This window comes from Roseovarius sp. M141, assembly GCF_024355225.1.
Classification (GTDB): Bacteria; Pseudomonadota; Alphaproteobacteria; order Rhodobacterales; family Rhodobacteraceae; genus Roseovarius.
In genome coordinates this window covers 3,619,664-3,645,570 of record NZ_VCNH01000008.1, presented here as the reverse complement: position 1 = coordinate 3,645,570, position 25,907 = coordinate 3,619,664, and the positions used below count along the sequence as shown (strand labels likewise).

Genomic DNA, 25,907 nt, shown 5'->3' with positions numbered 1-25,907 from the left:
GCAAGCTGTCGGAAGTCGCAAACTCAAGGGGGGACGGATGGAACAGGAAAGCAAAGAAACTGTGGTTAAATTGCGTGAAGTCCAAAAGGGCTCCAAGCCCGTTAAGACCACTTCCAAAAACAAACCTGAGATCAGCGGTGCCAAGGCTGATGATGTTCGTGACGCGGTCAATAAGGTAATGGACACAGTTGAAAGTGATACGATCCCGCAGGCTTCGGAAACTGAACGCGATGCCGATGCCAACTCAACTATTCATGAGACCCTTGATCACACCACCCAGGTCTGGCTGTCTCGTTTCACCCATGGTCTTTCGCCCGCCGCATTGATGGGGGCTTGGTTCGACTGGGCAACACACATGACGACGGCTCCGGGCAAGCAGTTGCAACTGGTCGAAAAGGCCAATGAAAAGGCGCGCCGCCACATCCGTTATGCGTTTGAGTGTGCGGGCACCGTCGAGAACGCCGAAGCCTGCATCGAGCCGCTGCCGCAGGACCATCGCTTTCGTGACGACGCTTGGAAAATGAAACCGTTCAACGTGATCCATCAGGGTTTCCTGATGCAGCAGCAATGGTGGCATAATGTGGTCACCGATGTGCCCGGTGTGACCGCCCAGCACGAACGCGAATTGCAGTTCTTGACGCGTCAGGGGCTCGACATGTTTTCGCCCTTCAACTTCCCATGGACCAACCCCGAAGTCCTGAAGAAGACCCGCGAAGAGGGCGGTCTGAACTCGGTCAGGGGAACGCAGAATTACGTGCAGGACATGCAGAACACCCTGGCCGGAAAGGTGCCCGACGAAGTTGACTCCTATCGGCCGGGCCGGGACGTTGCGGTGACAAAGGAAAAAATCGTCTACCGCAATCGTTTGATCGAACTCATCCAATACAAGCCACTCACGGACACAGTACGGGCTGAGCCGATCCTGATCGTCCCGCGGTCTGGATCATGAAATACTACATTCTCGACCTGTCGCAGCACAATTCCATGGTGCGGTATCTGGTCGAACAGGGCCACACGGTCTTCATGATTTCATGGAAGAACCCCGACGCCGAAGACAGTGATCTGAGCATGGACGACTATCGTCGCCTTGGGGTCATGAACGCATTGGACGTGATCGGCGATATTCTTCCCGAGCGGAAGGTCCAAGCAGTCGGATATTGCCTGGGCGGAACGCTGCTGTCCATTGCAGCCGCCGCGATGGCGCGGGATGGCGATGACCGGCTTGCCTCGCTCACGCTGCTGGCAAGTCAGGTCGATTTCACCGAGCCGGGCGATTTGGGGCTGTTCATCAACGAAAGCCAGCTTTCTTTCCTCGACAGCGTCATGTGGCGGCAGGGATATCTGGATACGTCTCAGATGGCAGGCGCATTCCAGATGCTAAGCTCGAACGATCTGGTCTGGTCGCGGGTGATCCACGACTACCTGATGGGCGAGCGCAAGCCGATGTTCGACCTTATGGCATGGAATGCGGACGCCACAAGGATGCCATATGCGGATGCATTCGGAATACCTGCGCAAGCTTTATCTGAACAACGATCTGGCCGAGGGACGGTTCAACGTCGAAGGACGCCCGATTCATGTCTCTGATATACGGGTGCCGATTTTTGCGGTGGGGACGGTTAAGGATCACGTCGCGCCGTGGCAATCGGTTTTCAAGATTGACGTGTTGAGCGACACCGATGTGACCTTCGTGCTGACCAGCGGTGGTCACAATGCCGGGATCGTATCCGAGCCGGATCATCCGCGCCGGACTTTCCGGATCCGCACCAAGGGCGCGACGAAGCGTCAGGTAGATCCCGAAACCTGGATGCGTGAGACCCCTGAAAGAGACGGATCGTGGTGGGAGGCATGGGCGGAATGGCTGGGCGAACGTGCGGGCAAATCGGTTGCTCCGCCGGACATGGATGATCCTAAGTCCCGCCATCCGGCCCTTGATGACGCGCCCGGAACCTACGTGTTTCAAAAATAGACTGTCGGTATACGTCCGACGTTTGTGAAAAGGACTATTACACATGTATAACAGACGACGGAGCCTCTTGATCGCGGCGGGTGTAGCGGTTCTGTTCGGCCTGCTGACGATATTTTCAGGGGGCCGTGCGCTATTCGGTAGCGCCGAGGCGCGGGCAGCGGTCGGGCATGCTGTTCCCTTCGTGCTGTGGTTCAATTTCCTCGCGGGCTTTGCCTATGTCGCGGCAGGCTTCGGTCTGTTTGTGCGGCAATCCTGGGCGGTACGCTTGTCGATTGGAATCCTCTTCGCAACAATACTGGTCATGGTCGCCTTCGGTGTTCATCTAGTGTTCGGCGGTGCCTTTGAGATGCGCACGGTCGGCGCGATGAGCCTGCGCACAATTGTCTGGGGTGCCATCGTCGGCGTAGCACTTCGCGAGTCAACCTGATCGGAATCCGTTTGCGAACACTGACTGAAATGACGAATAACAAAGGAAATTTGATATGACAGGACTTACCAAAAAGACGTGGTCAACCCGGGCGGCGTCTTCCGCTCTTGCGGCAGTTTTTGCGATAACCAGCGGATGGGCAGCGGCGCAAGATGTCAACCCAGTCTCGCCGGATCTGACGCCCAAGCTGAGGGAATTGCTGCGCAAGGAAATGCTGTCGATCGAGGATGCCAGCCACCAGATCATTTCGTATCTGATCGCGGGTGACGATGCGCGTGTCGCAGAGCTGGCGCAAAAGATCCATGACAGTTTTATTCTACAGCAATCCATGACCCCTGAGGACAAACAGGACCTGATGGCCGCAGTGCCCGAGGACTTTGTCAGCCGAGACCGCGCCTTCCACGAGATCTCTGCCACACTGGCCGAGGCCGCGCGCGATGGTGACCGGGCGCGGCAACATGTGGAGTTTAGTCGGATGATCGAAGCCTGCACGGCTTGTCACGCGCTCTATGCGACGGACCGGTATCCAAAGCTTGTCGAGTAGGTAGGAGATACGCGGCCGCGGGCATGTGCCGCTGATCCGTTAGTGGCGCGCTGATGATTGGGGGGACGAGGAAACCGCGCCGACATCGGCGGGGGCAAACTATCTGATAATCCGGGCCGAGAGGATCGCCCGAAATCTGGAGACGGCAATATTCGAAGGCACGGCGGGGACCTCTGCTTTGGTCGGGTATCAGCGCCAGGGGTGAAAGGCCGCGATTTCGCCTCTGCGGCACGTGATGGATATTGTTTGGCCGTCACTTCATTACCGTCAGCCGCAATCCGTTCGAGGCGCGATAGGTCCCGTCTAGTTGGCTGACGAAGGTCATGCATTCGTTTGCCTTGCGGGGTCCGCTGGATAGTTTCACGCAAAGCTGGTTGTCGCTCAGCCTCCAGTTTCCTGCTCCGGCTCCGATCGGCGACTGCATGGTCACGGTGCCATCCCTGACGTAATGCAATGAAACCGACAGAATTCCCTTTTTGCCCTGAAAGCTGTGCCCGATGATCTGGCTCTCGATCTCTTCTGCCGAAAGCAATTGCTGTGAGTTGGCTTTTATGCAGAGCGCCATCATGATGGCCAGAGCTAGGGTTGCGACTTTCAAACATCGCAACATGCCGTTGCTGTGCATGCCACCCGGCATTGTTTCTGAACTAATAAAGCCGTTTTTGGTTCTATGGGTCATTTTGAAGTCGATCCCTTTTTCCGAGCTTGCATATCCGGTTCTCCACCTTTGACCTTCGCCAATCCCAGATCACCGAGAATTGCGTAGAATGACGGCAACACGATGAGCACGAGGACGGTCGAGGAAAACAGCCCGAATACCACCGAAATCACCAGCGGTTTCAGGGTTTGAGCCTGAGTGCTACCTTCCAGTAAAAGCGGGATGAGCCCCATCATCGTGGTCGAGACCGACATCAGGATAGGGCGAAACCGTTCGCGACTGGCCTGACCGGCAGCGCGCGCCAGTTCCATACCATCGGCGGCATGCCTTTTGATGACCTGAACCAGCAAGATCGCGTTGTTAACCACAATGCCAGCCAGCGACGCGGCACCGATCAAGGAGGGCATCGAGATGTTATAGCCCATGATAAAATGGCCCAGTATCACACCGATGAAAGCGAGCGGGATCGACAGCATCACGATCACCGGTTCCACGTAACTGCGGAACTGGAAAGACAGCACGACATAGATACCCACCAGCCCGATCATGAAACCACGCAGGATCGAGGCGACGGTTTCGGCCGAATTTGCGCTTTGGCCGCCGATTTCAAAACGCAGGCCCGGCACACTGGCCGCCAGTTGCGGCAGGAACCTCGTGTTCAATTCGGCGACAATCGCATCGGCATTCCCGATACGTGTATCGACATCGGCCTGAACGGTCACGGTGCGCTTGCCGTTCACATGCGCGATGCTGGACCAGCCGCGTGCCTCGTTCAGATGTGCTACGGTTGAAAGCGGCACGCTCTTGCCATCGGGCAGGGCGATGGTGAAATCACGCAGGTCGTCGCGGGAATCGCGATCCTCAGAGGATTGCTCCAACTCGATCTCATGGCTTATGTCGCCACTCTGGACCGTTGTAATGACCCGCCCCAAGAAAGCGGCCCCAAGCTGATCTGCAACGTAGCGCGCTGTCAATCCCAGCGATGTTGCCCCCTCGGCAAGGCGCAGGCGAAGCTCGGGTTTTCCGGGGCGCAGATCGTGGATGGCATTGAAGACACCGGCATAGCTTTCGGCCTCGGTTTGGAGCGCATCGGCGGCCTTGGCCAGCATGTCAAGATCCGGACCAGACAGGCGGATTTCGATGGCAATCCCCTGCGGCCCAATGCTTGGTTCGGTCAACAAGATCGCAAGCGCACCCGGCACCGCGCCGATCTCTTTGCGCCAAAGTGTCACGATTTCATCCAGCGTTACAGTGCGGATTTCGGCCCCCAGCAGATCTGCAGTGATCGTGGCAACATGGGGCCCGGATTCGCCCGCCGTGGCATTCTGGTTGAAGCGCAACTGCACAGCTTTCACCAGCGCAGCACCGTCCGGTTGATCCGGCGTCAAAGCGGTGTCGATCCGGGTGAGGGCTGCGATCACGTCGTCCGCGACCTCGCTCGTGCGGGTCAGGGGCGTGCCTTGCGGCATCAGAATACGCGCCTCCAGAACATCGCCATCAATCGCCGGGATTGCCTCGCGTTTGAGATAGCCACCGCCCATTAATCCCACGGTGATAAGCAGCGCAGCGATTGTCATGCCTGTCACCAGATAACGCCGCCGGATCGCCATATCCGCCATGGCACCGATCCGCTGTTCACGGAACTGCTCGAACCGGCGGTCGAAACCGGCGCGAAACCGTGAAGGCGGCTTGTCCGCGCCTTTCAATCCGTGACTCAGATGGTGCGGCAGCACCCAGAATGCCTCGACCACGCTGGCCGCAAGTGCCGCGATCAACACCAGCGGCACGACTTCCAGCACTGCACCCAACTCACCGGCCAGAAAAGCCAGCGGGCCGAAGACCGCGATGGTCGTTGCAAACGACGCCATCACGCCGGGCATGACAGCCAGCGTGCCTTGCACCACGGCATCAAGGCGCGATCCGCCACGGGCGGCGGTTTCGGCAATCGAGTCGGCGATGACGATGGAATCGTCCATCACGATCCCGATCGCCATCAGCAGGGCCACAAGTGTCATCATGTTCAGCGACAGACCTTGCAACGCCATCGCCGCGAATGCGCCCAAAAAGGCCACCGGCAGGCCCATTGCCGCCCAGATCGCGAAACCGGGCCGGAAGAACAGGCTCATGACCGCGACGACTAGAACTAACCCGATTGCCCCGTTCTGCACGAGCATCACCAAACGGTCGCGCACGATGCTGGTCATGTCCTTCACGATTTCCAGCCGCACCGTATCCGGCAGCGCGGCGCGTTCGGTTGAAACCAGCTCCTCGACGTGATCGAAGACTTCCAGCGCGTCAGCATCAAGCGCCTTGTCAACTTGCAGGAAAACGGCACGTTGGCCGTCAAGGAACGCACGTTCCTCCTCGGGTGTGTAACCCTCAGTGCTGGTTGCAATCTGCCCCAGCGACAATTCGGCCCCGTTCGGCTTTGACAGAACCACCAGTTCTGCCAACCCTGCCGCGCTGCGGCGCTCGTCGGTGAAACGCAGGCTGATCTCGCGATCCTCAGTTTCCAGACTGCCCAGAGGGCGGTCAACGCTCTGCGCGTCGATTTGCGCGGCAAGGCCTGAGACCGTCAGCCCGTGCTGCTCCATCACCGCACGGGGAACCGTGATGCGGAATTGCCGCGTTCCAAATCCCGACATCGTAACTTTTGCCACACCGGGCAGGGCCGACAGGCTGTCCTGTAACTCCGCTGCATAGCGCTCCAGATGTGCGGGCGGCAGATCGCCTGCAATTGCTACCGACGTGACAGGATCGGTGCGGTGCAATTCGCGTACGATGGCCGGATCGGCACTACCCGGAAAGTCGTCGACTGCGGTGACCTCGGTGCGCAGGTCATTGATGAAACGGGCGCTGTCGCCTGCGGCACCCATCGTTGCCACGGCGCGGGCAACGCTGTTCTGCGCGGTGCATTCGAGTTCATCCAGCCCTTCGACGCTTTCGACCGCATCCCAGACGCGCCGACATATCGCGTCCTCGACCTCTTCGGCTGTGGCGCCGCGATATTTCACGCTGATTTCCGCCTCTACTGGGCGGAAGTCTGGAAAAGTCTCGCGCTTGAGCATTGGAGCCGCCATCGCGCCAGCGGCGAGGATCAGGACAAGCAAAAGGTTGGCCGCAGTGGGGTGTCCGGCGAACCAGCGGATCATTTGTTGGCCTCCACCGGACGCACGATCATGCCGGGGATCGCAGGCACCAGATCGTCAAGAATGACCTCTTCACCGGGCGCGATACCCTTCGCGATGATGGCCTGCCCACTTTGGCGCCATGAAACCGAGACTTCGCGCAGGACCAGACGCCCGTCTGCATCGCGCAGATAGACAATGTTTCCTTCGTGAACAGCGCTCTGCGGTATCGTCACGCTTGCAGAAATCACCGGACCGTCGAGCGTAACCTCGACATACATGTTCGGCACCAACGGCAGGCGCATCGGCGGATTGGCCCCAGCATACGGATCGTCCACAGTGACAACCGCAGGCACCGAACGGGCTTGCGGGTCCAGTGCGCTTTCCACGCGGACAAGACGCCCTGGCCATGTTTGGGATGTGTCCGAGACAAGCCGCACTTCGGCGGATATTCCTTGGAAACTTATGGGCAAGACCGCAGATTCTGCTGGCTCGTCAGGGCTGGCACCCCCCAGCAGACGCCGGAACGATACCACCGGAATTTGCGCAATGATCTCGGCTTGGCCAATATCGTCCGCCGTCACCAATGACTGACCCGCAACGACGAACTGATGCCGCTCAACATGAACCGTCCCAACGCGCAGATCGAACGGAACAACAATATCGGTTTTTGCCAGATCACGAGTAGCACGGGCCAGAACGCTCTTCGTGCGCGACATTTGCGCGTCGAGCCGGTTGCGACGGCTGGGGATCAGTCCCAGGGCGTTTTGCAACTCGGTCACGACACGGCGAACCTGCAATGTGGCACGTTCCTGCCCGTCGACTGTTGACTGCGAAGCGACACCGCGCGCGACCAGATCCCGAATGCGCGTCAGTTCGGTTTCGGTCAGGTCCAACCGTGATTGCTCCAGCGCCAGCAATCGCCGGGTGTTGGCTTCGTCGGTGTCAAGCTGAGCGATATCAGCCTCTAGTGCGGCCAAGTCGGCCTCAGCCTGTGCAACTGCCAGATCATAAACTGTCGCGTCGATTTTCAGGGCCACGGTGCCTGCGCCAAGTACATTGCCGGTGTCGAGTTCGGGATGACGCCAAATGATGGTCCCTGAGATTTCTGAGATTGCTTCCCAGCTGCGTGCAGCGCGGACATTGCCATATCCCCGAACGATCGTCCGAACAGGCATCACTTCTGCTATGATTGTGCGTGCAACAACGCTGCGCTCATGTTCATCTACTCGGGCAGGCGGCTCGGCCGTCGAAATGAGCCAGACGGCGACGGCAACACCGACTGCGACAGGCGGGAGTAAACGAAATCCGCGGTGAATTCTCAACGGTCACCTCTTTGTTTTTGCCCGTCCAAGTGCCGAAACTAGCCAGCCTGGACGATGCCAGTATGGTCCACAATCATGTGCGTCGAAGGGCTGCCGCACTGATTTTGAAAAACAGACGCGGTATCGTTTCGACGTTCCGGGCGTGATTTTCATAGCGTATTCATTTGGAGATCTCAAAAGGTAGTGATCAATTACTATCAGAAAGATTTTTGATTGCAATAACTGCGTACAGAACATCTCGGGATTCTATCTGCGGCAGGGGAAATTCTAATGCGTGTTTAGCCCGGCAGGTGAAACACCGCCTCGAACCCTTCGGGCCAGCCCTGCGCCGGGGAATATAAGTTTAGCTTTGCTTGCGCCCCAACGGCAATCGCCTGAACGATGGAAAGACCCAGTCCACTGCCGCTTGCGCTTGTCTGCCCACGCTCAAACCGCGCTGTTAGCTGCTTCAGGATTTCGGGGGCAATCGGCGGGCCATCATTGATCACGCGCAGCGTCCCATCATTGTTCAGTTGCAGTTCAACGGGAGTTTGAGCAATGCTGTGACGCAGGGCATTTTCGATCAGGTTTCGAACAACGATTGCGAAAGCGTCTGGGTCAAGGTCTGACAAGACAGGTTCATCCGTGACTTTTCTTACAATACGCGCTGGTCCCGTCGCCTTGTCGAATTCAGACAGCACCATGCTGAGAACAGGGCGCAGATCCGACTTGGTTTCACAGCGTAACCGCCCGCCTTCGGCGCGTGCCAGTTGCAAGAGTTTTTCGGAAAGCCGGGTCAGGCGTTTGAGCGCGACCTCAATCGCCGTCGCCCGCTGCGCGGCATTGGTATCGCCCGTTTCAGCCATCAGCCGTTGGGTCTGTGCGAGCGCGGCTGCGACCGGAGTGCGCAATTCATGCGCAGCGTTGGAAGTAAAACTGCGCTCGGCGGCAAGCGCATGCCCAAGCCGGTCCAGCACGTCATTGACCGCTTCTGCCACCGGCTTGATTTCATCCGGAAGGCTTTCCTCGTCGACCGCCGAAAGATCGCGGGTGCCACGGCTGGTCAATGCCCCGCTGAAGCGACGGACGGGCCGCAGGCTGCGCCGGACGATCCAGAACACGCCAAACAGGCCAAATGGAATGATGACAATCAGCGGCAGGGCAAGCCCGGCCAGGACCTCCCGCGCCACCTCGGCCCGGTGGTTGAGTGGTTCGGCGATCGCGATGGTGATCGTGCCTTGCAGCGCTGCGTCATAGTAAAGTCGGTGCGTGGCGGTTTGCCGGAACCCCATTCCCTCGAACGCCGGAAAATTCGCGTCTTCTGCTGCGTGCGAGCGCAGCAGGACGCGCCCCTGATCGTCGCGTACAACATAAGTAAAGAACTCTTCATGCTCGCGAAGGGTGGCGATGCGCTGGTCGACCCCCTCTTCCTCGCGGCTGATGATATCCAGAACCACCAAAGGCAGGATGCGCTGTGCGGTTTCCTCCAACGTGGAATCGAACACCTCGTCCATTTCGCTTCGTAGCAAGGTCGCCGTCACCCATGCTGTGGTCAGCCAGAGCACCGTAAGTCCCAACCCAAGCGCTAGCGCCAACCGACCCTGCAAGGAACTAGGCATTCTCATGGGGCACCCAGCCGATAGCCCAGGCCGCGTACCGTTTCGATCCGCGCGCGCCCCAATTTCTTGCGCAGATGGCTAACATGAACCTCAATCGTGTTGCTTTCGATTTCGGTGCTAAAAGAATAGAGCCGCTCTTCCAGTTGCGCCTTTGATAAAAGCTGTCCGGGACGCTGCACGAAAGCCTCGAACAGTACCCATTCGCGGGCTGTCAACGCCACCGGCTTCCCACCACGACAGACAGACCGCGCAGCAAGGTCGATCTCCAGATCGCCCAGAGTGACCAACGGGTTCGGGTTGCCGGAATAGCGCCTCGCAACCGCGCCAACCCGTGCCGATAGCTCGGACAGATCGAAGGGTTTGATCATGTAATCGTCGGCCCCTGCGTTCAGTCCCTCAATCCGGTCGCTGATCTGGTCGAGTGCGGTCAGGATGATCACTGGCGTCACATCGCCCCGTTTGCGAAGCGCGCGCAAAAACGGCTGACCGCGCCCGTCAGGCAGCATCAGATCAAGAAGGATCAGGTCATAGGCGGCGACATCCAGATACTCGCTTGCTGCATCCAGCCGCGTGGCCCAGTCGATGGAATGCCCGTCAGCGGCAATCTGGTCGCGCACCGCAGCACCCAACACCGTATCATCCTCGATCAGCAGCACACGCATATCCGTCTTTTCCTGTTCCGTTTGTGAGCCCTCTATCACCGACAAAACTGACGTGCACCTGAAGCACAAAGCTGGCCCACTTCAGGTACGCGTCAGGTCAGTGCGCGACAAAGGGTCATCAACTCAGGTTTCAGGAGATGGAACAATGAAGAAATATCTGATCGCCACAACTCTACTTCTGGGCCTTGGTGCGACAGGTGTCGCCCTTGCCGATGACGATGATTGTCGCGTGCCGATGGCGGATTGGCAACCGCGCGAGGCGGTGCAGCAAATGGCCGAAGCCCAAGGATGGGCCGTGCGCCGGATCAAAACCGATGACGGTTGCTATGAAATCAAAGGCCGCGATGCGAGCGGTCGCGAAATCGAGGTGAAGGTTGATCCTGCGACATTGGCAATCGTCGAGTTTGAATATGAAGATGACGACGACGACGACGATGATTACGGTCAACGCAACAACGCCGCTCCGACCGGAACTGTCGAGCCACCTGCAAACGGGTTGTTCACGCCCGGCACAGCGCCCGTTGTTCAGCAATAGCTTTTGCAAAACGCAATGCTGACCAACCCCGCCGCCACCCCAAGCGCGGCGGGGTTTTTCTTTTTAGGGCCAACCTGACGCCAAGCTGAAGCATTAACGTGCGTTGCGTCAGGAAAGCATCAGCTTGATCCAACACAAGAAACCGAACGCAACCCGCAATGGAGACTCCCAATGAAAACCCTTCTGTCTGCCTTGGCGCTGACGACCGCTCTTACAGGTCCGGCGCTTGCCCGCCCCGTCACCCTGACTGCCAACATGAATCAGTATGGCGGCGATGGCGCTTACCTTGCGCTTTATGTCACTGATGCAAATGGCACCTATATGGGCAGCCTTTGGATGGCGGGTGGCAAGTCGAAATACTACGAACATCTGAGCGACTGGTATCGTGCGACAGGCGGTAACACAGCAGAGATCAACGGTATCACCGGTGCCAGCGTTGGAGCAGGGCGAGAGCTGAAAATCACACTCGATCTTGCGGATACGCTGTTTGACGCAGGCTATGAGTTGCATATCGACGCCTCGGTAGAAGACATGCGCGACAGCCCGTCCGAAGTGGTCGTGCCGCTGACCACAACGGGCGCGGGCAAGCCGACAAGCGGTCGCCGCTACATCCGCGATTTCACCTTCGACATGTAATCCGTACCAAAGGAGCCTTGCCATGCTGCGCGCCCTGCACAAATTTCCCGGCCTGATCGCGGCTCTGCTGATCGTCGCCATGACGCTCAGCGGGGCGGTGCTGAGCGTTCTTCCCGCACTGGAGGCTGTGCAGGCCCCCGCACAACCTGACCGGAGCCTGACCGTCGCCACATTGGCGGATCGCATTGCCATCGCTTACCCTGGCGTTGAACAGATCCGCCGCGCACCATCCGGGCGGATAACCGCATTTTATTTTGACGCTGGACAACCCGGTGCACTGATTATCGACCCCGCGACAGGTGTTGGTGTCGCGGATTACGAACCATCTGCCTTTCAACGCTGGATGACCAACTTGCACCGTTCGCTGTTTCTGGACGACGCAGGGCGGTTGGCCGCCGCGGCGGGGGCGGCTTCGCTTCTGGTGCTGTCGATCTCGGGTCTGATGCTGACAGCACGGCGGACAGGGGGGTGGCGGCGTTTCTTCTCACGTCTGCGTGGTCCACTGATGGAACGGCTGCATGTCGAAGTTGCACGGGTGACAGTCGTCGGGCTTCTTCTATCTTCAGCCACCGCGCTGTTTATGACCGCCAGCACTTTTGATCTGCTCCCACAGGGCAGCACCCCTGCGTTTCCCTCCGAAGTCAGTGGCCAGACCGGCGCCGCCCCCGGCACGATGGCTTTGCTGCGCGATACGCCGGTAGACTCCTTGCGCGAATTGACCTTTCCCTATCCCGACGACCCCACCGATGTGTTCATGCTGAAAACAAACACGGGCGAGGGATATCTCGATCAGGGAACAGGGGAGATGTTGATCTGGGCCGATGCAGGCACATGGCAACGCTTCAACGAGACGATATACATGTTGCACACGGGACAAGGCATGGCCTGGTTGGGGGTCATCCTCGGGCTGATGGCACTTGGTGCGCCGTTCATGGCTGTGACTGGCGTCATCCTCTGGGTGCAAGCCCGCCGCGCGAGGCCCCGGATCACAGGCAATGTCGCGGCAGGACAGTCCGACACGATCCTGCTGGTTGGCAGCGAAGGGGGTAGCACATGGGGCTTTGCTGCGACACTGCATGATGCATTGACGCGGGCGGGACATAAGGTTTACGCCGCTCCGATGTCGCAATTTGCACCGCACCGATATAGCTGCGCCGAGCGGGTAATCGTGCTAGCTGCCACTTATGGCGAGGGCACTGCGCCTGCCTCGGCCAAAGGATTCCTTGACCGGCTGGCAGCTTTGCCAAACGCCCCCGACATGCCTCTAGCCGTGCTGGGGTTGCCGACGCGCGCGGCCTGCGCGCGCTGCGCGTTGTCGTGGCCGTCCCAGCAATACGGCATCACCAGCGACGGCACCCCGTGATAGAGCGCTTCGCAGAAACTGTTGTTGCCGCCGTGATGGATGACCAGCGCAGCCTGCCCGATCACCGAAGGCTGGGGGAACCAGCTGCCCAGATACACATTGTCCGGTACGCGGTCATACGCCTCGATCATGGCGCCGACATTGACCAGGAATCGCGCTTCGATTGTTTCGAACACGGCGATCATCCGTTTGATCATCTGCGTATCAACCGCCCCGAGAGATCCGAAGCTGACATAGACCATGGGACCTTCGCTCACCGGAAGGCGTGGCAGCTCGAACTGGCTTTCGGTGCGCACGCATCCTTCGAGAAAGACAAATCTGTCCTGCGGCAGCGGCACCTCGCGGCGGTAGCGTATGGCACGAGGGGCCAGCATCAGGTTCAGCATCGGTGACGGCTCAAGAAAGATCGGAGGCGGCAGAGCGGGCAGGCCGCGTTTCTTCCGAAAGTTGTTGTAGCGGCGATGAACGCTGCTGGTCGCGCCTTCATATGCTTCGTTAAAGGTGGCAATTTCGTCCGTGCTCTCCGGGGCAAGTCCTGAAAGGTATGAAAGCCGCAGCTGGCGTCATTTTGAAAACACGGGAAAAGGCGCAATAGCGGGCATCTGGCAGGCCGGCCCGCACAAGGAGCGGTGCAAATGCGACTATGACGAATTGTGCCATATCCTGGATGGCGATGTGCGCCTGACGGATAGCTCTGGTCAGGCGCGCGAGTTCGGCGCGGGGGACAGCTTTGTCGTGGCGGCAGGTTTTGACGGCATCTGGGAGAACCTTACGACTGTGCGAAAGGTGTTCTTCATCCTGTCCTGACAGCGACGTGCATGGTCATACTGGCTGCATGGGTCACTCGAATATTGTTCCCTAAATCCGAGATAGCCGGTACTCTGCGTCAGGGAGTTCACTATGGCAAAGGGGGCGCCTGTGCGTCAAAGTTTCGGGAGTGGACCGCCGGGCGAATCTGACTGTGCGCTGATGCCCATCTCCCTGTGCTGATAGCTGCCGTCAAAAATGACGACCCACGATCCGGCACATAATACGAACATTCGCGATCCGCTCTTGCTAGTTTTCGATGCAAACGCTCACTTTTTCCGGGACTGCCGCTATCGACCAGCAATAATGCTGCACACAGGACGACTGGCAGCAGTGCGAATGCTGCGACGCGGCGCCAGTCAGAGGCGTAGGCGGCAGATATCCTAGTGGCGCCCCGGCGCGTTTCCCTGCATATTAGATATGTCCCCCGCAGGAGCCGCGCCGATGACCCGCCCTTTTCTGTTTCTCACCTTCTTGATGCTTGCCGCCTGCGCGTCAGCACCCCCGCTCGACAACGGTGGCGGCACAAGTGGATTTGGCGAACGGGCGCCTGTCGAGTGGCAGCATGGCCACGCGCCGCACCGGTACGATATTCACGGCATCGATGTTGCGCGGTTTCAGGACAGCGTCAATTGGCAGGCGGCGCGTGACGCAGGCGTACAGTTCGCCTTTATCAAAGCGACCGAGGGCGGCGACATGCTTGATCCGCGATTTGGCGATCATTGGCGTGGCGCGCGCAGTGTGTCCATTCCTCGCGGCGCATATCACTTCTTTTATTTCTGTACCTCTGCCGCAGATCAGGCTCGCTGGTTTGTCCGCAATGTCCCGCGTGAAGCAGGAGCTCTGCCACCGATACTGGACATGGAGTGGAACCCATTCTCGCCCACCTGTCGCAAGCGGCCCCCTAGTGAAATCGTTCGACGCGAGGCGAAGGTTTTTCTCGACATGCTGGAACGCCATTACGGGCAGCGCCCGATTATCTATACGACGCCCGAATTCTATCGCGAGAACCAAATGCGACAGATGCAAAGCGAAGAGTTCTGGCTCCGCTCGACCGCGAAACACCCGCGCGAGGTCTATCCGAGCCAGCACTGGAGCTTTTGGCAATATACCGGCACCGGCACCGTGCCGGGTATCAATGGTAACGTGGATCTGAACGCATTTTCGGGCGGGCGGCCGGAATGGAAACGCTGGCTGGCAGTCAGACGCCAGTAACCCAGGGTCTGGACGCAATTGACCCAACATCTGATTTCGAAGTTATGGACCATTGACAGGAAGTTGCGGTTCAGTTTTTCCTACCTGATTGTCAGCCTGCGCATGTCCTGAGGTCCGGCAAAAGAACCGTTCCACAAGGTTTCGCTGGACGTATGACGCCGAGAAAATTGCTGATGCAGACCAATTTGGACCTCAGCAGCTTGGCTGTTATTTTCGGACAGGCGATGTGACACCAACCTTCACATGGCCGGATGGATTCCATGTGGCGTTCTAGATCATCCGGGTGTCTGCCGACCTGCCCACGTATGCGGAGCAAGCCTCGCGATCCGTGGGCAGGGCGATCCACTCCACCAGGCAATCGCGCAGCACGAAGCGGGTGCCGATGATGAGCTTCGGCAGGTGCAGGTCGTGAGTAACGATCAAGTCCCGAGGTTGACCGCTTTCCTGCCGCGAATATGAACTGGTCGACGCGCTCGACGTTGATTGCCTTGCCAAATTGAAGCGCGCTACCGCGCACCTCTTGGGCGTGAAGTCGGACAATCAGACGTTTTCCTGCGGCCAGATTGTTGGAGTACCACGCGGCGTTGGCAAGGCGGCGGGCGCCGATACGCTCCAGCGCGTCGGCGATTTCCTTGCGGAAGATCTTGTTGGCTTCAGGCGTGGCGGCACCGGCAATCTTGTCGCCGATAATTGTTACTTCGATCTGCATTCCTTCTTGGCGCAGGGTTTCGACCCAAGCAATAAGATGGTTAATTCCCCACTGCGCCGCGATCTTGTCGGCATAACCTAGAGCCCGATGATATCGCATATTCAGCTAATCCGCGCCTCAGGCTGAAGGGGCGAGAGTTTCCAGTGGTTTTCTTAGGTGCCTTTTCCCAGATGCCAGTTGCTAAGTTCTGGCACAGCTCGCCCTCCGCGGTTCGGCTTTCCCGCTCATGCCCCAAGCCTGTTCTTGTTGAACCAACCAACCCGATTGAGCTATCCGACCTGCGGTGCCTGAGGTTCTCGCAGTGAAATCTCAGGCGCCGATCCTCTCATGGTCCGTCAGGCATTCGGAATGGTCCCGGAGCACTTCGAGCACCCGGCAATCTGATGATCTGCCGCCGCTGCACTCTTGAACCATTCGCTTCAATTCAGTGCGCAGGGCGTCAAGCCGGGCGATCCGCTGCTCCACCTGCTTGAGTTGTCGCCGGGCAATCGAGTCTGCCTCGTGGCATGGGCGGTTCGGATGGTCCCCAAGATCCAGAAGTTCTCTTATGGCGTCGAGCGGAAAGCCCAGCTGACGCCCGTGGCGAATGAAAGATAGGCGGTCCAGTTCGGTATCTCCATAACGTCGCTGGCCGCCCTCTGTCCTGCCTGGCTCTGGCATGAGGCCGATTTGCTCATAGTAACGAATTGTCTGTACCTTTGTGCCAGTTTTCTTCCCCAAATTGCCGATCGTCAGCATAGAAATCTCCATAATACCTATAGTCTATGTAGATTTTGGTGGGCTGCGCTGCAAGGGCTGCGTGCTACTGACAGAACCGTTACACACTGGTTTTCTTGAATAAATGTCTTCAACCTCTAGTGGATGGAGGAGCGGTCTGAGCTTGGAATTACAAGCAGGTATTTCAAATTGCATCTGACGATCTTACAGGGGCTTCGCTGAGCGTCGGCGGGAATTGCCACACTCGTTTTTATACGGGGGCTGCGCGAGAAGAATTCTCGCAGCGCCCGCACCAAACAGAGCGAACCAACCTTCCGCGCGGCGTTCGGGCTTGCGGATCACACCGGGATGGGCGCGGTTGCGCTTATGAGCGAGCGCCTGCCACACGAACACTTTACGTCAGGGCGCGAGGGGCCGGAGGCTGCATCGCTAAGGCGCGTTTGGTTCTTCATCATCGCGATCACCATCCACAACTTCCCCGAAGGTCTTGCCGTGGCTGTCTCGTTACTTGGCGAGGGCTATCCGAAATTCCGCGCCTGGGGTATAGCCGCGCTGACCGGTCTGGTTGAGCCGATCGGGGGCCTCATTGGGGCCGGCGTTATCTTCCTGTCGCAGCTGCTCCTTCCTTGGGGACTCGCATTCGCGGCTGGTGCGATGCTCTACGTGATCAGTCACGAAATCATCTCCGAGACCCATCGTAGCGGGCATCAGAATCGGGTGACGCTTGGCCTCGCCATCGGTCTTGTCTTGATGCTTTTTCCCAGCTAGCGACAGATGCGTCTGGCAGTCTTGGTTCGGCATTAAATACAGGCTATAAGTGAATAAATGCAGTCTTAATGAAGGCGTGATCATGAAAGCCACCTACAAGGATGTAAAATCCGACATCCTGTCCAGGATCACCAAGGGCGATTGGGGCCCCGGCAGCCTTGTTCCCAATGAGATCGAGTTGGCCGGGATCTATGGCTGCGCCCGGGCGACGGTGAACCGCGCGATGCGCGAACTGGCCGATGATGGCATTATCGAACGCCGCCGCAAGGCCGGTACACGCGTGCGGGCCAGTCCGATCCGGCAGGCGCGGTTCGACATCCCGCTGGTGCGCAGCGAGATTGAGGACAAGGGCGCCGAATACCGCTATTCCCTTGCCAAATGCACGGTGCAGGAGGCGCCAGACTGGCTGCGTGCGCGGCTCAAGCTCCCGGCAGGGAGCAAGGGGCTGCATCTGATCTGCATGCATTACGCGGATGGCGACCCGTATCAGCACGAAGACAGGTGGATCAATCTGACCGCGCTTCCACAGGCGCAAGACGCTGATTTTTCGCAAACAGGTCCGAACGAATGGCTGGTTTCGACCATTCCGTTCTCGGATGCCGAGATCAGCTTTTCAGCGGGTTTGGCAGACCCGCCAATGGCTGGCTATCTGGCCAGCAAAGTCGGCGACCCGGTTTTCACGATCGAGCGGTCCACATGGTGGGAAGGGCGGGCGATCACCTATGTAAAACTGACTTATCGGCCCGGCCACCGCATGACGACGCGCTACTGAGCGATGCGGCGAAACACCCAGCCCGGCGGGAGGTGCTGCCTGTCGCGCTGCTGAACTGGGCGCCCGGGGCGATCTTGTTTCCAACACACGATTGCGCAGAATGCGTCGATTCCCTCTTGCAGCTCTAGTGACTGTAGGGATTATCCAAGGCGGGCATTCAACAACCCAAGGCCCGATCATGTCATCCGAATCGTCCCAAGACCCCAGGTACACCCACGCAGCCCCGCGCGCGCAGGAGCGACATGCAGGCGGTTGCTGTGCAGGCGCAGCGCCTCCCGCGCCCGGCCCCACCAACGGGCGCAGTTTTCAGGTCAGCGGTCTGGACTGCGCCGAGGAGATTTCCATTCTGAACAAGGTCATCGGGCCAGCGGTGGGCGGCGCCGAGCATTTGGCCTTCGACGTCATCAACGGGCGTATGACGGTTCTCGACAGCGCGGCGAGCGTCGCGGACAATCAAATCCTCAAGCTGGTCGCGAGCACAGGCATGAGCGCGAAACCATGGGATGCGGACAATGCGGCCGCGGATCAGGCAGCCCATCTCACCCGTCAGAAGCGGTTCACCGCCCTCAGCGGCGGGTTCTGGGCGGCAGGCTTTCTGTGGCATATCGTCGAGACGGGCATGGGCGGTGCGCTTGACCTCTTTGCGGGACATGGCGAAGCGCCAATGCCCCTGCTCGAGGTCAGTCTCTTTGCGCTTGCGATACTGTGTGGCGTCTGGCTGGTCGCCCCCAAGGCGTGGTCTTCGGCGCGCAGGCTCTCGCCGGACATGAATCTCTTGATGGTTGTCGCCGTTGCCGGGGCGATCGGCTTGGGCGAGTTTTTCGAGGCTGCCACCGTCGCCTTCTTCTTCTCGCTTTCGCTCTATCTCGAAAGCTGGAGCGTTGGGCGGGCGCGCAATGCCGTTTCGGCGCTTCTGGATCTCGCACCGCCAACTGCGCGTGTGATCCGGCCTGATGGCAGCGAAGCGACCGTGCCCGCTGAACAGGTTGCCGTTGGCGACCGCTTCGTGGCGCGCGGCGGGGATCGAATCGCGCTGGACGGCGAGGTGACGGACGGTGTCGGCGCCGTCGATCAGGCGCCGATCACCGGCGAAAGCGCACTGGTCCCCAAGGAACCGGGCGACGAGGTCTATGCCGGGACGATCAATGGCGAGGGCACGCTGACGGTGCGCGCCACCAAGGCGGCTGCGGACACGGTTCTGGCCAAGATCATCCGAATGGTCGGCGACGCACATTCCCGCCGTGCCGAGGTCGAGCAGTGGGTCGCGAAGTTCGCACGCATCTACACGCCCGCTGTCATGGCACTGGCCATCGTCATCGCGCTGGTGCCGTCCCTCATCACCGGCGCCTGGGGGTTCTGGTTCTACAATGCGCTCGTGCTTCTGGTCATCGCCTGCCCCTGCGCGCTGGTGATCTCGACGCCCGTTTCCATCGTGGCCGCGCTCGCTTCGTCCGCGCGCGCGGGCGTGCTCATCAAGGGCGGAGCCTATGTCGAAGCTCCGGGGCGGACGACGGCGCTGGCGATGGACAAGACCGGCACCATCACGATGGGAGAACCCGAGGTGGCGGCGGTCCATCCCCTTTGCGGCGCGTCAGAGGTGGATTTGCTGACGCTTGCGGCGTCACTTGAAGCGCGGTCGTCGCATCCGCTGGCGCGCGCCATTCTGGCGAGGGCCGAGCGGGATGGCGCGCCCGTCGCGCCCGCTCAGGATACACGGACAGTGCCCGGTCGCGGACTGGAGGGTCAATCAGGGACGCGCGCGATCTGGCTGGGGTCCGAACGGTTCGCCGAGGAGAAGGGGTTCAGCGGCGTCATCCCCGCCGACCTGCGCGACCGGATCCAAGGCGCTGGCAGCACGCTGGTCGCCATCGGTGACGAGGAGGGTCTGCACGGCGTGCTGGAGCTGCGCGACCGCATCCGACCGGACGCCCGGTCCATAGTCGCGCAACTCCATGCGCAGGGCGTCAAGACCATCGTCATGCTGACCGGCGACAACGAACGCACCGCCAGGGCCGTGGCGGCGGAGGTTGGGATCGACATCGTCCGGGCCGGGCTTCTGCCGGAGGACAAGGTGGCCGCCATCGAGGAACTGGTGGCGACACATGACGTGGTTGCGATGATCGGCGACGGCGTCAACGACGCCCCGGCGATGGCACGCGCCCATTACGGCATCGCAATGGGCGCGGTCGGCTCGGACGCGGCCATCGAAACTGCGGACATCGCCCTGATGACCGATGACATCGCAAAGGTGCCTTGGCTGATCGGACACTCACGGCGCACCATGGCGATCATTCGCCAGAACATCGGTATCTCGCTCGCGACGAAAGTGTTGTTTGTCGGCCTGACCGCCCTCGGCATGGCGTCGATGTGGGGGGCCATAGCGGCGGACGTTGGGGTGTCGCTCGTCGTCGTTGCCAATGCGCTGAGGCTTCTGAACGCGGCCGATCGCAATCCGCAACCGCCCGGAGACACCGAGGACGTCGGCAGGCGCATGGCAACGGGTGCCTTGGCGCACGAAGAGTAAGACACGAGGAGTAACAGGGGTGGCCGGGACACTGGCCGCCTTCCCCACGCGCGCTACCTACGCTGACCGTCCTTGTCAGGTTCGGATCCGATAGCGGCACCCGCAGAACGATTGCAGGCGATGCAAGCCGAGTCCCATCGACCATGTCGCCAGACGCAGTGGCACAAGCATCACATCCCAAAATCTTGCATTAGGCGTCGGCGCCAAAGCGGCAGCCAGCGTCATCTAGCATGCCAAAGCTGACGCTGGCATTGCGATGAAATACGGGATCGACGCCCGGTATAGCGCCCGGTGCGCCTGCAAGCGTGCCAGCATTGGCGATGGCAAGCGCCTTCGTCACCTGATCAAGCACGAAGGCCGCCACCGAGGCGCAGCCTCCAATGGTGGCGGAAGTGTTCCACATTTACACTCCTCTCAGCCCAGCCAGACATCGAGGAAATCTAAGCAGCCAAATAGATCCCCTGTTCGTGTCGACATATACCTGAGTCATTATGGTCTGGGTGTAAGGGGCTTTGCGTGGATGAAAGTGGTATAGAAGAACGCAATCCTGACCATTCTTCTGAAACGGCTGATGGTTGGGTTCCTGACCCTGTTCGTCGTGACGATCATTATTTCCGGTACAATCGAGTTGCTGCACGGAGATAGTGCAGCCGGGGTATTGGGCCGGACCACCGCCAAAGATAGCTTAGGTGCCAGTCGGGAGAAATACGATCTGAACGCCCGCTTCATGAGCGCATCTTTTCATGGCGGGGCAGTGTGGGGCTCTTTCACCGTTCGCGGGACTGCGATAAATGTCCGCTCTGGTGTCACTTCCAACCGGCCGACTCTGGCGTCAGCCAAGCATTGGAAAGACGCTTGTTTTCTTGACCACCCCGTAGACAAAGCTGCTGTCGATTGATCCGATACTACCGATTGGGTGCAGGCGTTTGCGAACGAAATCCTCATAATCCGCCAGATCCGCGACGACGACTCGCAAGAGATAATCCGACGGGCCGGTCATGACAAAACACTCCAGCACCTGGTCCACACGGCTGATCTGCTGCTCAAATTGCTGGACAGTTTTCTCGGTATGGCCGGTCAGGCTAATCCTCACGATTACCAAGACAGGCAAGCCGTAGGCTTCGGCATCGATGTCGGCGCTGTATCCTTTCAGCGCGCCGCTCTGCTCAAGCAGCTTCACCCTGCGAAGGCATGGGGACGGTGATAGATTTACCTCAGCGGCGAGGTCCTGATTGGTCATGCGGCCATTTCGTTGCAAGGCCCTGATGATTTGGCGATCTTTTTGATCCATAATGGCGATCCATTGGCATACTATGCCAATACTATAGAGTGTTGCGGCATAAACGGCAATATTTCCCTGCCGAAACTGGTCTATCCTTCTGGTCAAACACCTATGGAGCCACAGATGCGCAATTTTCCCGTCAGCTTTTCGACTTTGGCAATCCACCATGGCTATGACCCGATGCAAAACGAGGGCGCTTTGACGCCGCCATTGCATTTGACGTCGACTTTTGCGTTTGAAACCGCCGAAGCGGGAGGCGAAATGTTCGCGGGTGAACAGCCGGGGTACATCTATTCGCGTATTTCCAACCCGACCTGCGACTTGCTTGAGCGCCGCATCGCCGTTTTGGAAGGGGCCGAAGCAGGGCTTGCGCTGGCATCGGGCATGGCGGCAATCACGGCGACGATGTGGACCATTCTGGGGCCGGGTGATGAGGTCATCCTGGACAAAACGCTTTATGGCTGCACCTTTTCGTTCATGCAGCACGGGTTGGCGAAATTCGGGGTCAGGATCACCCATGTTGACCTGACCAATCCGGAAAACCTGAGCGCCGCGATGTCGCAGAAGACCAAAATCGTCTATTTTGAAACGCCTGCAAACCCCAACATGCGGTTGGTCGATATTCAGGCAATTTCCGATATCGCCCATGAACATGGCGCCTATGTCGTCGTTGATAATACATATGCCACGCCATACCTGACCCAGCCAATCAAACATGGTGCTGACATTGTGCTGCATTCGGCGACGAAATATCTGGGCGGGCATGGCGATGTCGTCGCCGGTCTATTGGTTGGACCGGCGGACCTTGTGAGCGAAATTCGTCTTCAGGGCATGAAGGATATGACGGGCGCCGTCATGGCGCCGTTCAATGCGATGCTTGTGCTGCGCGGGATCAAGACGCTCGAGCTTAGGATGGACCGCCATTGCAGTAGTGCGGCCACGGTGGCCAAAATGCTGGAACAGTCGCCTGGCGTGCGACAGGTCTGGTACCCGGGCCTGCAAAGTTTTGAGCAACATGATCTGGCCAAGCGGCAGATGACCCAGTTTGGCGGCATGATTGCCTTTGAGCTGACCGGCGGGATGCAAGCGGGCATCGACATGATGAACAGATTGCAGCTGATCACGCGCGCGGTGTCATTGGGCGACGCCGAAACATTGGTACAACACCCCGCCAGCATGACCCATTCGACCTATACCAAGGAAGAGCGCGCCGCGCATGGCATCAGCGAGGGATTGGTGCGATTGTCGATTGGCCTAGAAGGAATTGATGATGTGATTGCCGATTTGGCGCAAGCTCTGCCTCGGCCTCCTGCCCGCAACGCCGCCTGAGGGAAAGCGCATGACACCGTATCTTAAAACCATTGAACAACGTTTGCTGTGGCTGTCCCATTGGATGATCCACAACGCCAATCACATTCGCCCAAAGGCGGACGGGATCAAGGTCGGGGGGCATCAGGCCTCTTCGGCGTCGATGGTGTCGATTATGACGGCACTCTATTTCCAGACATTGCGGCCCGAAGACCGTGTCGCGGTAAAGCCCCACGCATCCCCGATATTTCATGCGATCCAGTATTTGATGGGCCATCAGACACGCGAAAAGATGGAGAATTTTCGCGGCTATGGCGGCGTTCAAAGCTATCCGTCCCGCACCAAGGACGTTGATGACGTTGATTTTTCTACCGGGTCGGTTGGGCTGGGCGTTGCGGTAACATCATTCGCCTCGATCGTGCAGGACTATGTCCACGCCAAGGCTTGGGGCGGTGAGCGAAAAATGGGGCGTATGATCGCCTTGGTCGGCGACGCAGAACTGGATGAGGGGAACATCTACGAGGCCCTGCAAGAGGGCTGGAAAAATGATCTGCGCAATTGCTGGTGGATCATCGACTACAACCGCCAATCTTTGGACGGCGTCGTACGCGAAGGGTTGTTCAAGCGCGTTGAGCAGATTTTTGATGCGTTCGGTTGGGACGTTGTGCGCGTCAAATATGGCCACCTGCAGCGCGCAGCCTTTGAAGAAGCGGGCGGGGAAAAATTGCGCCAGTGGATCGATGATTGCCCCAATCAGCTGTATTCCGCGCTGACCTTCATGGGCGGTGCGGTTTGGCGCGAACGTCTGATGGAGGCTCTGGGCGATCAAGGTGACGTCACCGCCCTGATCGAGCGGCGCAGCGACGTGGATCTTGCGGAACTGATGGAGAATTTGGGTGGCAATTGCGTGCAGACGATGGCCGACACCTTTGCCGCGATCGACCATGACCGCCCGGTCTGCTTCCTTGCCTACACAATCAAGGGCTGGGGAACGCCGATCGCGGGCCACAAGGACAACCACGGCGGTTTGATGAACAAGACCCAGATGGCGCAATGGCAGGAACATATGGGCGTTGCGCCGGGTCAGGAATGGGACAGGTTTGCAACCATTGCCGATCCAGCTGTCTTTGAAACACAGCTGGCAAAGACACCGTTTTTTGCCGATGGTCGCCGCCGCTATCATGACGATGTGATTGATGTTCCCGCGATTACCCTGGCGTCTGATCGCGAAATCTCTACCCAGATGGCGTTCGGGAAAATACTCGATGATTTGTCCAAGGGTGACAGCCAACTGGCCGAACGGATCGTCACGACCTCGCCCGATGTCACCGGCACGACCAACCTTGGCCCATGGGTGAATCGTCGCAAGCTGTTTGCGCGCGCGTATCAAGAGGACACATTCAAGGCCGAAAAGATCCCGTCCACCTCAAAGTGGGAATTTGCCCCCGAAGGTCAGCATATCGAGCTGGGCATCGCAGAGATGAACCTGTTCCTGCTATTGGCGGCTGCCGGGCTGTCGCATTCGATTTTCGGCAAACGCCTGATCCCGATCGGCACGGTCTATGATCCATTCGTGTCCCGTGGCCTGGATGCGCTAAATTACGCCTGTTATCAGGATGCGCGCTTTATAATCGTTGGCACGCCGTCCGGGGTTACGCTGGCCCCAGAAGGTGGCGCGCATCAATCCATCGCCTCCCCCCTGATCGGGATGTCTCAGGATGGTCTTGCCGCGTTTGAACCGGCCTTTGCTGATGAATTGGCCGTCATCATGGAATGGGCGTTCAGCTATTTGCAAAAGGACGGCGAAAGCGTCCCGGACGAACGGACATGGCTGCGCGACGAGACCGGCGGTTCCGTCTATTTGCGGCTGACCACGAATCCGATCGAACAGCCGGGGACGCGGGTGGACGACGCCTTTCGCCAGGGGGCCATCGACGGGGCGTATTGGATGCGCAAACCGGGACCGAACTGCGAGGTTGTCATCGCGTATCAAGGCGCCGTTGCGCAGGAGGCGATCAAGGCGGCGGGCCTTATCGGGCAGGGGTGCCGCGATGTTGGTGTTCTGGCCGTGACATCTGCCGACCGCCTGAACGCAGGCTGGACTGCCGCCCAAAGAGCCCGCGCCGCAGGGGACGCCTGCGCCGCGTCACATATCGAAACCCTGTTGCGGGACCTGCCCCGCGGTTGTGCACTGATCACCGTCATCGACGGCCATCCGGCAACGCTTTCGTGGCTTGGCGGGGTTTGGGGACATCGGACGATCTCGCATGGGGTCGAACATTTCGGTCAAACTGGAACCATTACTGATCTCTACCGGCATTTCCGTCTCGATGCCCAAGCGCTGGTGCAATCGGCAAGCGAACTATCGCAGGGTCCGAAAATCCCTTACTTCACGAGCGATGGATAGAAATAGTCGACTTTGGCCGCGGGGCAGTCCCGGCACTGCGCACTCGGTCCTCGTCCGCCGGGGAAGGTCAGCCGTGAGCAATGGTATCACGTCCGCGTTGGGCTGAGCCACCGCTTCGGATGGGCGGATCAGCCAATTTGCGCTCTTTCGCGTCAGGCCTTTTCGTGGCATTCAGTCGCCATGAAAATCCGGCCCGCAGCCACTCTCCTTGCCTGCCTCATGGCGATTCTTGTCGCCGTGACCGGCATGACGTCGGCTGGAATGCTGGCGCCGAACCGGGCAGATCTGGCGCTTGCCGCGTCCGAGTCGGCCCATGGCGGGCTTGGTGGGGATCTGTGCGGTGAAGGTCGGGCGCATGATCACCGCTGTCCGCTCTGTCATGGCCTGCCCGAAGCCCCTGCAATCGGACACAGCGGGGTTGCCGTTCTGCTGACACCGCATGACGGCGTGCGGCGGCTGGGCGATCTTTACCGCGCCGCACAGGCGCGCGAACTCAACCATTCTCCACGGGCGCCCCCGGTTCTCGCCTGACGGCCCTGCGCCGTCACGCATT

The 25,907-nt window shown here is 59.3% G+C and carries 24 protein-coding genes and 2 pseudogenes; 16 read left to right on the top strand and 10 right to left on the bottom strand.

The window, feature by feature from the left end; translation table 11 throughout:
- Positions 1 to 37: 37 nt before the first annotated feature.
- The 5 genes from FGD77_RS21785 to FGD77_RS21765 are packed head-to-tail and all read left to right on the top strand — an operon-like array spanning position 38 to position 2,940.
- Positions 38 to 949, top strand: a complete 912-nt coding sequence (locus FGD77_RS21785) for a poly-beta-hydroxybutyrate polymerase N-terminal domain-containing protein (RefSeq protein WP_255014004.1) — start codon at positions 38 to 40, stop codon at positions 947 to 949.
- Positions 946 to 1,587, top strand: a complete 642-nt coding sequence (locus tag FGD77_RS21780; RefSeq protein WP_255014002.1) for an alpha/beta hydrolase — start codon at positions 946 to 948, stop codon at positions 1,585 to 1,587. Before FGD77_RS21785 ends, FGD77_RS21780 begins: the two co-directional genes overlap by 4 nt.
- A complete protein-coding gene (locus tag FGD77_RS21775) occupies positions 1,490 to 1,969 on the top strand; it encodes a hypothetical protein (RefSeq protein WP_255014416.1) in 480 nt (159 codons plus the stop codon). The genes FGD77_RS21780 and FGD77_RS21775 overlap by 98 nt, the downstream gene beginning before the upstream one ends.
- A gap of 43 nt (positions 1,970 to 2,012) precedes the next feature.
- Positions 2,013 to 2,396 (top strand): hypothetical protein, encoded by a 384-nt coding sequence (locus FGD77_RS21770; RefSeq protein WP_255014000.1) that lies wholly within the window; start codon positions 2,013 to 2,015, stop codon positions 2,394 to 2,396.
- Between the two features lie 55 nt (positions 2,397 to 2,451).
- Positions 2,452 to 2,940, top strand: coding sequence for a cytochrome c (locus FGD77_RS21765; protein WP_255013998.1), 489 nt, complete (start codon positions 2,452 to 2,454; stop codon positions 2,938 to 2,940).
- Between the two features lie 253 nt (positions 2,941 to 3,193).
- Here the strand turns inward: FGD77_RS21765 and FGD77_RS21760 are convergent, their stop codons facing one another.
- From FGD77_RS21760 to FGD77_RS21740, 5 genes are all read right to left on the bottom strand, one after another.
- Entirely contained in the window at positions 3,194 to 3,619 is a 426-nt protein-coding gene (locus FGD77_RS21760) for a hypothetical protein (protein ID WP_255013995.1), read from the bottom strand.
- Positions 3,616 to 6,750 (bottom strand): efflux RND transporter permease subunit, encoded by a 3,135-nt coding sequence (locus FGD77_RS21755; protein ID WP_255013993.1) that lies wholly within the window; start codon positions 6,748 to 6,750, stop codon positions 3,616 to 3,618. The genes FGD77_RS21760 and FGD77_RS21755 overlap by 4 nt, the downstream gene beginning before the upstream one ends.
- Positions 6,747 to 7,904 carry an efflux RND transporter periplasmic adaptor subunit gene (locus tag FGD77_RS21750; RefSeq protein ID WP_255013991.1) on the bottom strand — a complete coding sequence of 386 codons (1,158 nt, stop codon included), beginning with the start codon at positions 7,902 to 7,904 and terminating at the stop codon, positions 6,747 to 6,749. The genes FGD77_RS21755 and FGD77_RS21750 overlap by 4 nt, the downstream gene beginning before the upstream one ends.
- A gap of 425 nt (positions 7,905 to 8,329) precedes the next feature.
- The gene (locus FGD77_RS21745; protein ID WP_255013989.1) at positions 8,330 to 9,625 is read right to left on the bottom strand and encodes an ATP-binding protein; all 1,296 of its coding nucleotides are present in this window, start codon (positions 9,623 to 9,625) and stop codon (positions 8,330 to 8,332) included.
- A gap of 26 nt (positions 9,626 to 9,651) precedes the next feature.
- The gene (locus FGD77_RS21740) at positions 9,652 to 10,311 is read right to left on the bottom strand and encodes a response regulator transcription factor (protein WP_255013987.1); all 660 of its coding nucleotides are present in this window, start codon (positions 10,309 to 10,311) and stop codon (positions 9,652 to 9,654) included.
- A 145-nt stretch (positions 10,312 to 10,456) separates the two neighbouring features.
- On the opposite strand from FGD77_RS21740, the gene FGD77_RS21735 reads away from it, so the two are divergent.
- The 3 genes and pseudogenes from FGD77_RS21735 to FGD77_RS21725 all read left to right on the top strand — a co-directional run.
- Positions 10,457 to 10,846 carry a PepSY domain-containing protein gene (locus FGD77_RS21735; RefSeq protein WP_255013985.1) on the top strand — a complete coding sequence of 130 codons (390 nt, stop codon included), beginning with the start codon at positions 10,457 to 10,459 and terminating at the stop codon, positions 10,844 to 10,846.
- A 171-nt stretch (positions 10,847 to 11,017) separates the two neighbouring features.
- Positions 11,018 to 11,482 (top strand): DUF2271 domain-containing protein, encoded by a 465-nt coding sequence (locus FGD77_RS21730; RefSeq protein ID WP_255013983.1) that lies wholly within the window; start codon positions 11,018 to 11,020, stop codon positions 11,480 to 11,482.
- Positions 11,483 to 11,504: 22 nt separating this feature from the next.
- Positions 11,505 to 12,434 (top strand): annotated as a pseudogene (locus FGD77_RS21725) (PepSY-associated TM helix domain-containing protein); the annotation flags it as partial.
- Positions 12,435 to 12,664: 230 nt separating this feature from the next.
- Here the strand turns inward: FGD77_RS21725 and FGD77_RS21720 are convergent.
- Positions 12,665 to 13,042, bottom strand: coding sequence for a glycosyltransferase (locus FGD77_RS21720; protein ID WP_255014403.1), 378 nt, complete (start codon positions 13,040 to 13,042; stop codon positions 12,665 to 12,667).
- Between the two features lie 304 nt (positions 13,043 to 13,346).
- Between FGD77_RS21720 and FGD77_RS21715 the strand changes: the two genes are divergently transcribed.
- Positions 13,347 to 13,652 (top strand): cupin domain-containing protein, encoded by a 306-nt coding sequence (locus FGD77_RS21715; protein ID WP_255013981.1) that lies wholly within the window; start codon positions 13,347 to 13,349, stop codon positions 13,650 to 13,652.
- Positions 13,653 to 14,096: 444 nt separating this feature from the next.
- On the top strand, positions 14,097 to 14,867 hold the full coding sequence (locus FGD77_RS21710) for a glycoside hydrolase family 25 protein (protein ID WP_255013977.1): 771 nt from the start codon (positions 14,097 to 14,099) through the stop codon (positions 14,865 to 14,867).
- Between the two features lie 91 nt (positions 14,868 to 14,958).
- Here FGD77_RS21710 and FGD77_RS21705 read toward each other — a convergent pair whose 3' ends face one another.
- Entirely contained in the window at positions 14,959 to 15,675 is a 717-nt protein-coding gene (locus FGD77_RS21705) for a hypothetical protein (protein ID WP_255013975.1), read from the bottom strand.
- Positions 15,676 to 15,885: 210 nt separating this feature from the next.
- On the bottom strand, positions 15,886 to 16,314 hold the full coding sequence (locus tag FGD77_RS21700; protein WP_255013973.1) for a helix-turn-helix domain-containing protein: 429 nt from the start codon (positions 16,312 to 16,314) through the stop codon (positions 15,886 to 15,888).
- 333 nt (positions 16,315 to 16,647) lie between these two features.
- Here FGD77_RS21700 and FGD77_RS21695 point away from each other — a divergent pair.
- The 3 genes and pseudogenes from FGD77_RS21695 to FGD77_RS21685 all read left to right on the top strand — a co-directional run.
- A pseudogene (locus FGD77_RS21695) lies at positions 16,648 to 17,061 on the top strand (ZIP family metal transporter); the annotation flags it as partial.
- A gap of 82 nt (positions 17,062 to 17,143) precedes the next feature.
- Entirely contained in the window at positions 17,144 to 17,833 is a 690-nt protein-coding gene (locus FGD77_RS21690; RefSeq protein ID WP_255013971.1) for a UTRA domain-containing protein, read from the top strand.
- 337 nt (positions 17,834 to 18,170) lie between these two features.
- A complete protein-coding gene (locus FGD77_RS21685; RefSeq protein ID WP_255014401.1) occupies positions 18,171 to 20,357 on the top strand; it encodes a cation-translocating P-type ATPase in 2,187 nt (728 codons plus the stop codon).
- A gap of 190 nt (positions 20,358 to 20,547) precedes the next feature.
- Here FGD77_RS21685 and FGD77_RS21680 read toward each other — a convergent pair whose 3' ends face one another.
- Positions 20,548 to 20,760 (bottom strand): hypothetical protein, encoded by a 213-nt coding sequence (locus FGD77_RS21680; RefSeq protein ID WP_255013968.1) that lies wholly within the window; start codon positions 20,758 to 20,760, stop codon positions 20,548 to 20,550.
- Between the two features lie 429 nt (positions 20,761 to 21,189).
- Positions 21,190 to 21,648: an Lrp/AsnC family transcriptional regulator gene (locus tag FGD77_RS21675; protein ID WP_255013966.1), complete on the bottom strand. Its 459-nt coding sequence runs from the start codon at positions 21,646 to 21,648 to the stop codon at positions 21,190 to 21,192.
- Between the two features lie 114 nt (positions 21,649 to 21,762).
- On the opposite strand from FGD77_RS21675, the gene FGD77_RS21670 reads away from it, so the two are divergent.
- From FGD77_RS21670 to FGD77_RS21660, 3 genes are all read left to right on the top strand, one after another.
- Positions 21,763 to 22,968, top strand: coding sequence for a methionine gamma-lyase (locus FGD77_RS21670; protein ID WP_255013964.1), 1,206 nt, complete (start codon positions 21,763 to 21,765; stop codon positions 22,966 to 22,968).
- Positions 22,969 to 22,978: 10 nt separating this feature from the next.
- Complete coding sequence (locus FGD77_RS21665) at positions 22,979 to 25,354, top strand: 1-deoxy-D-xylulose-5-phosphate synthase N-terminal domain-containing protein (protein WP_255013962.1); 2,376 nt, start codon at positions 22,979 to 22,981, stop codon at positions 25,352 to 25,354.
- Between the two features lie 180 nt (positions 25,355 to 25,534).
- Entirely contained in the window at positions 25,535 to 25,885 is a 351-nt protein-coding gene (locus FGD77_RS21660) for a hypothetical protein (RefSeq protein WP_255013960.1), read from the top strand.
- The last annotated feature ends 22 nt before the right edge of the window (positions 25,886 to 25,907 follow it).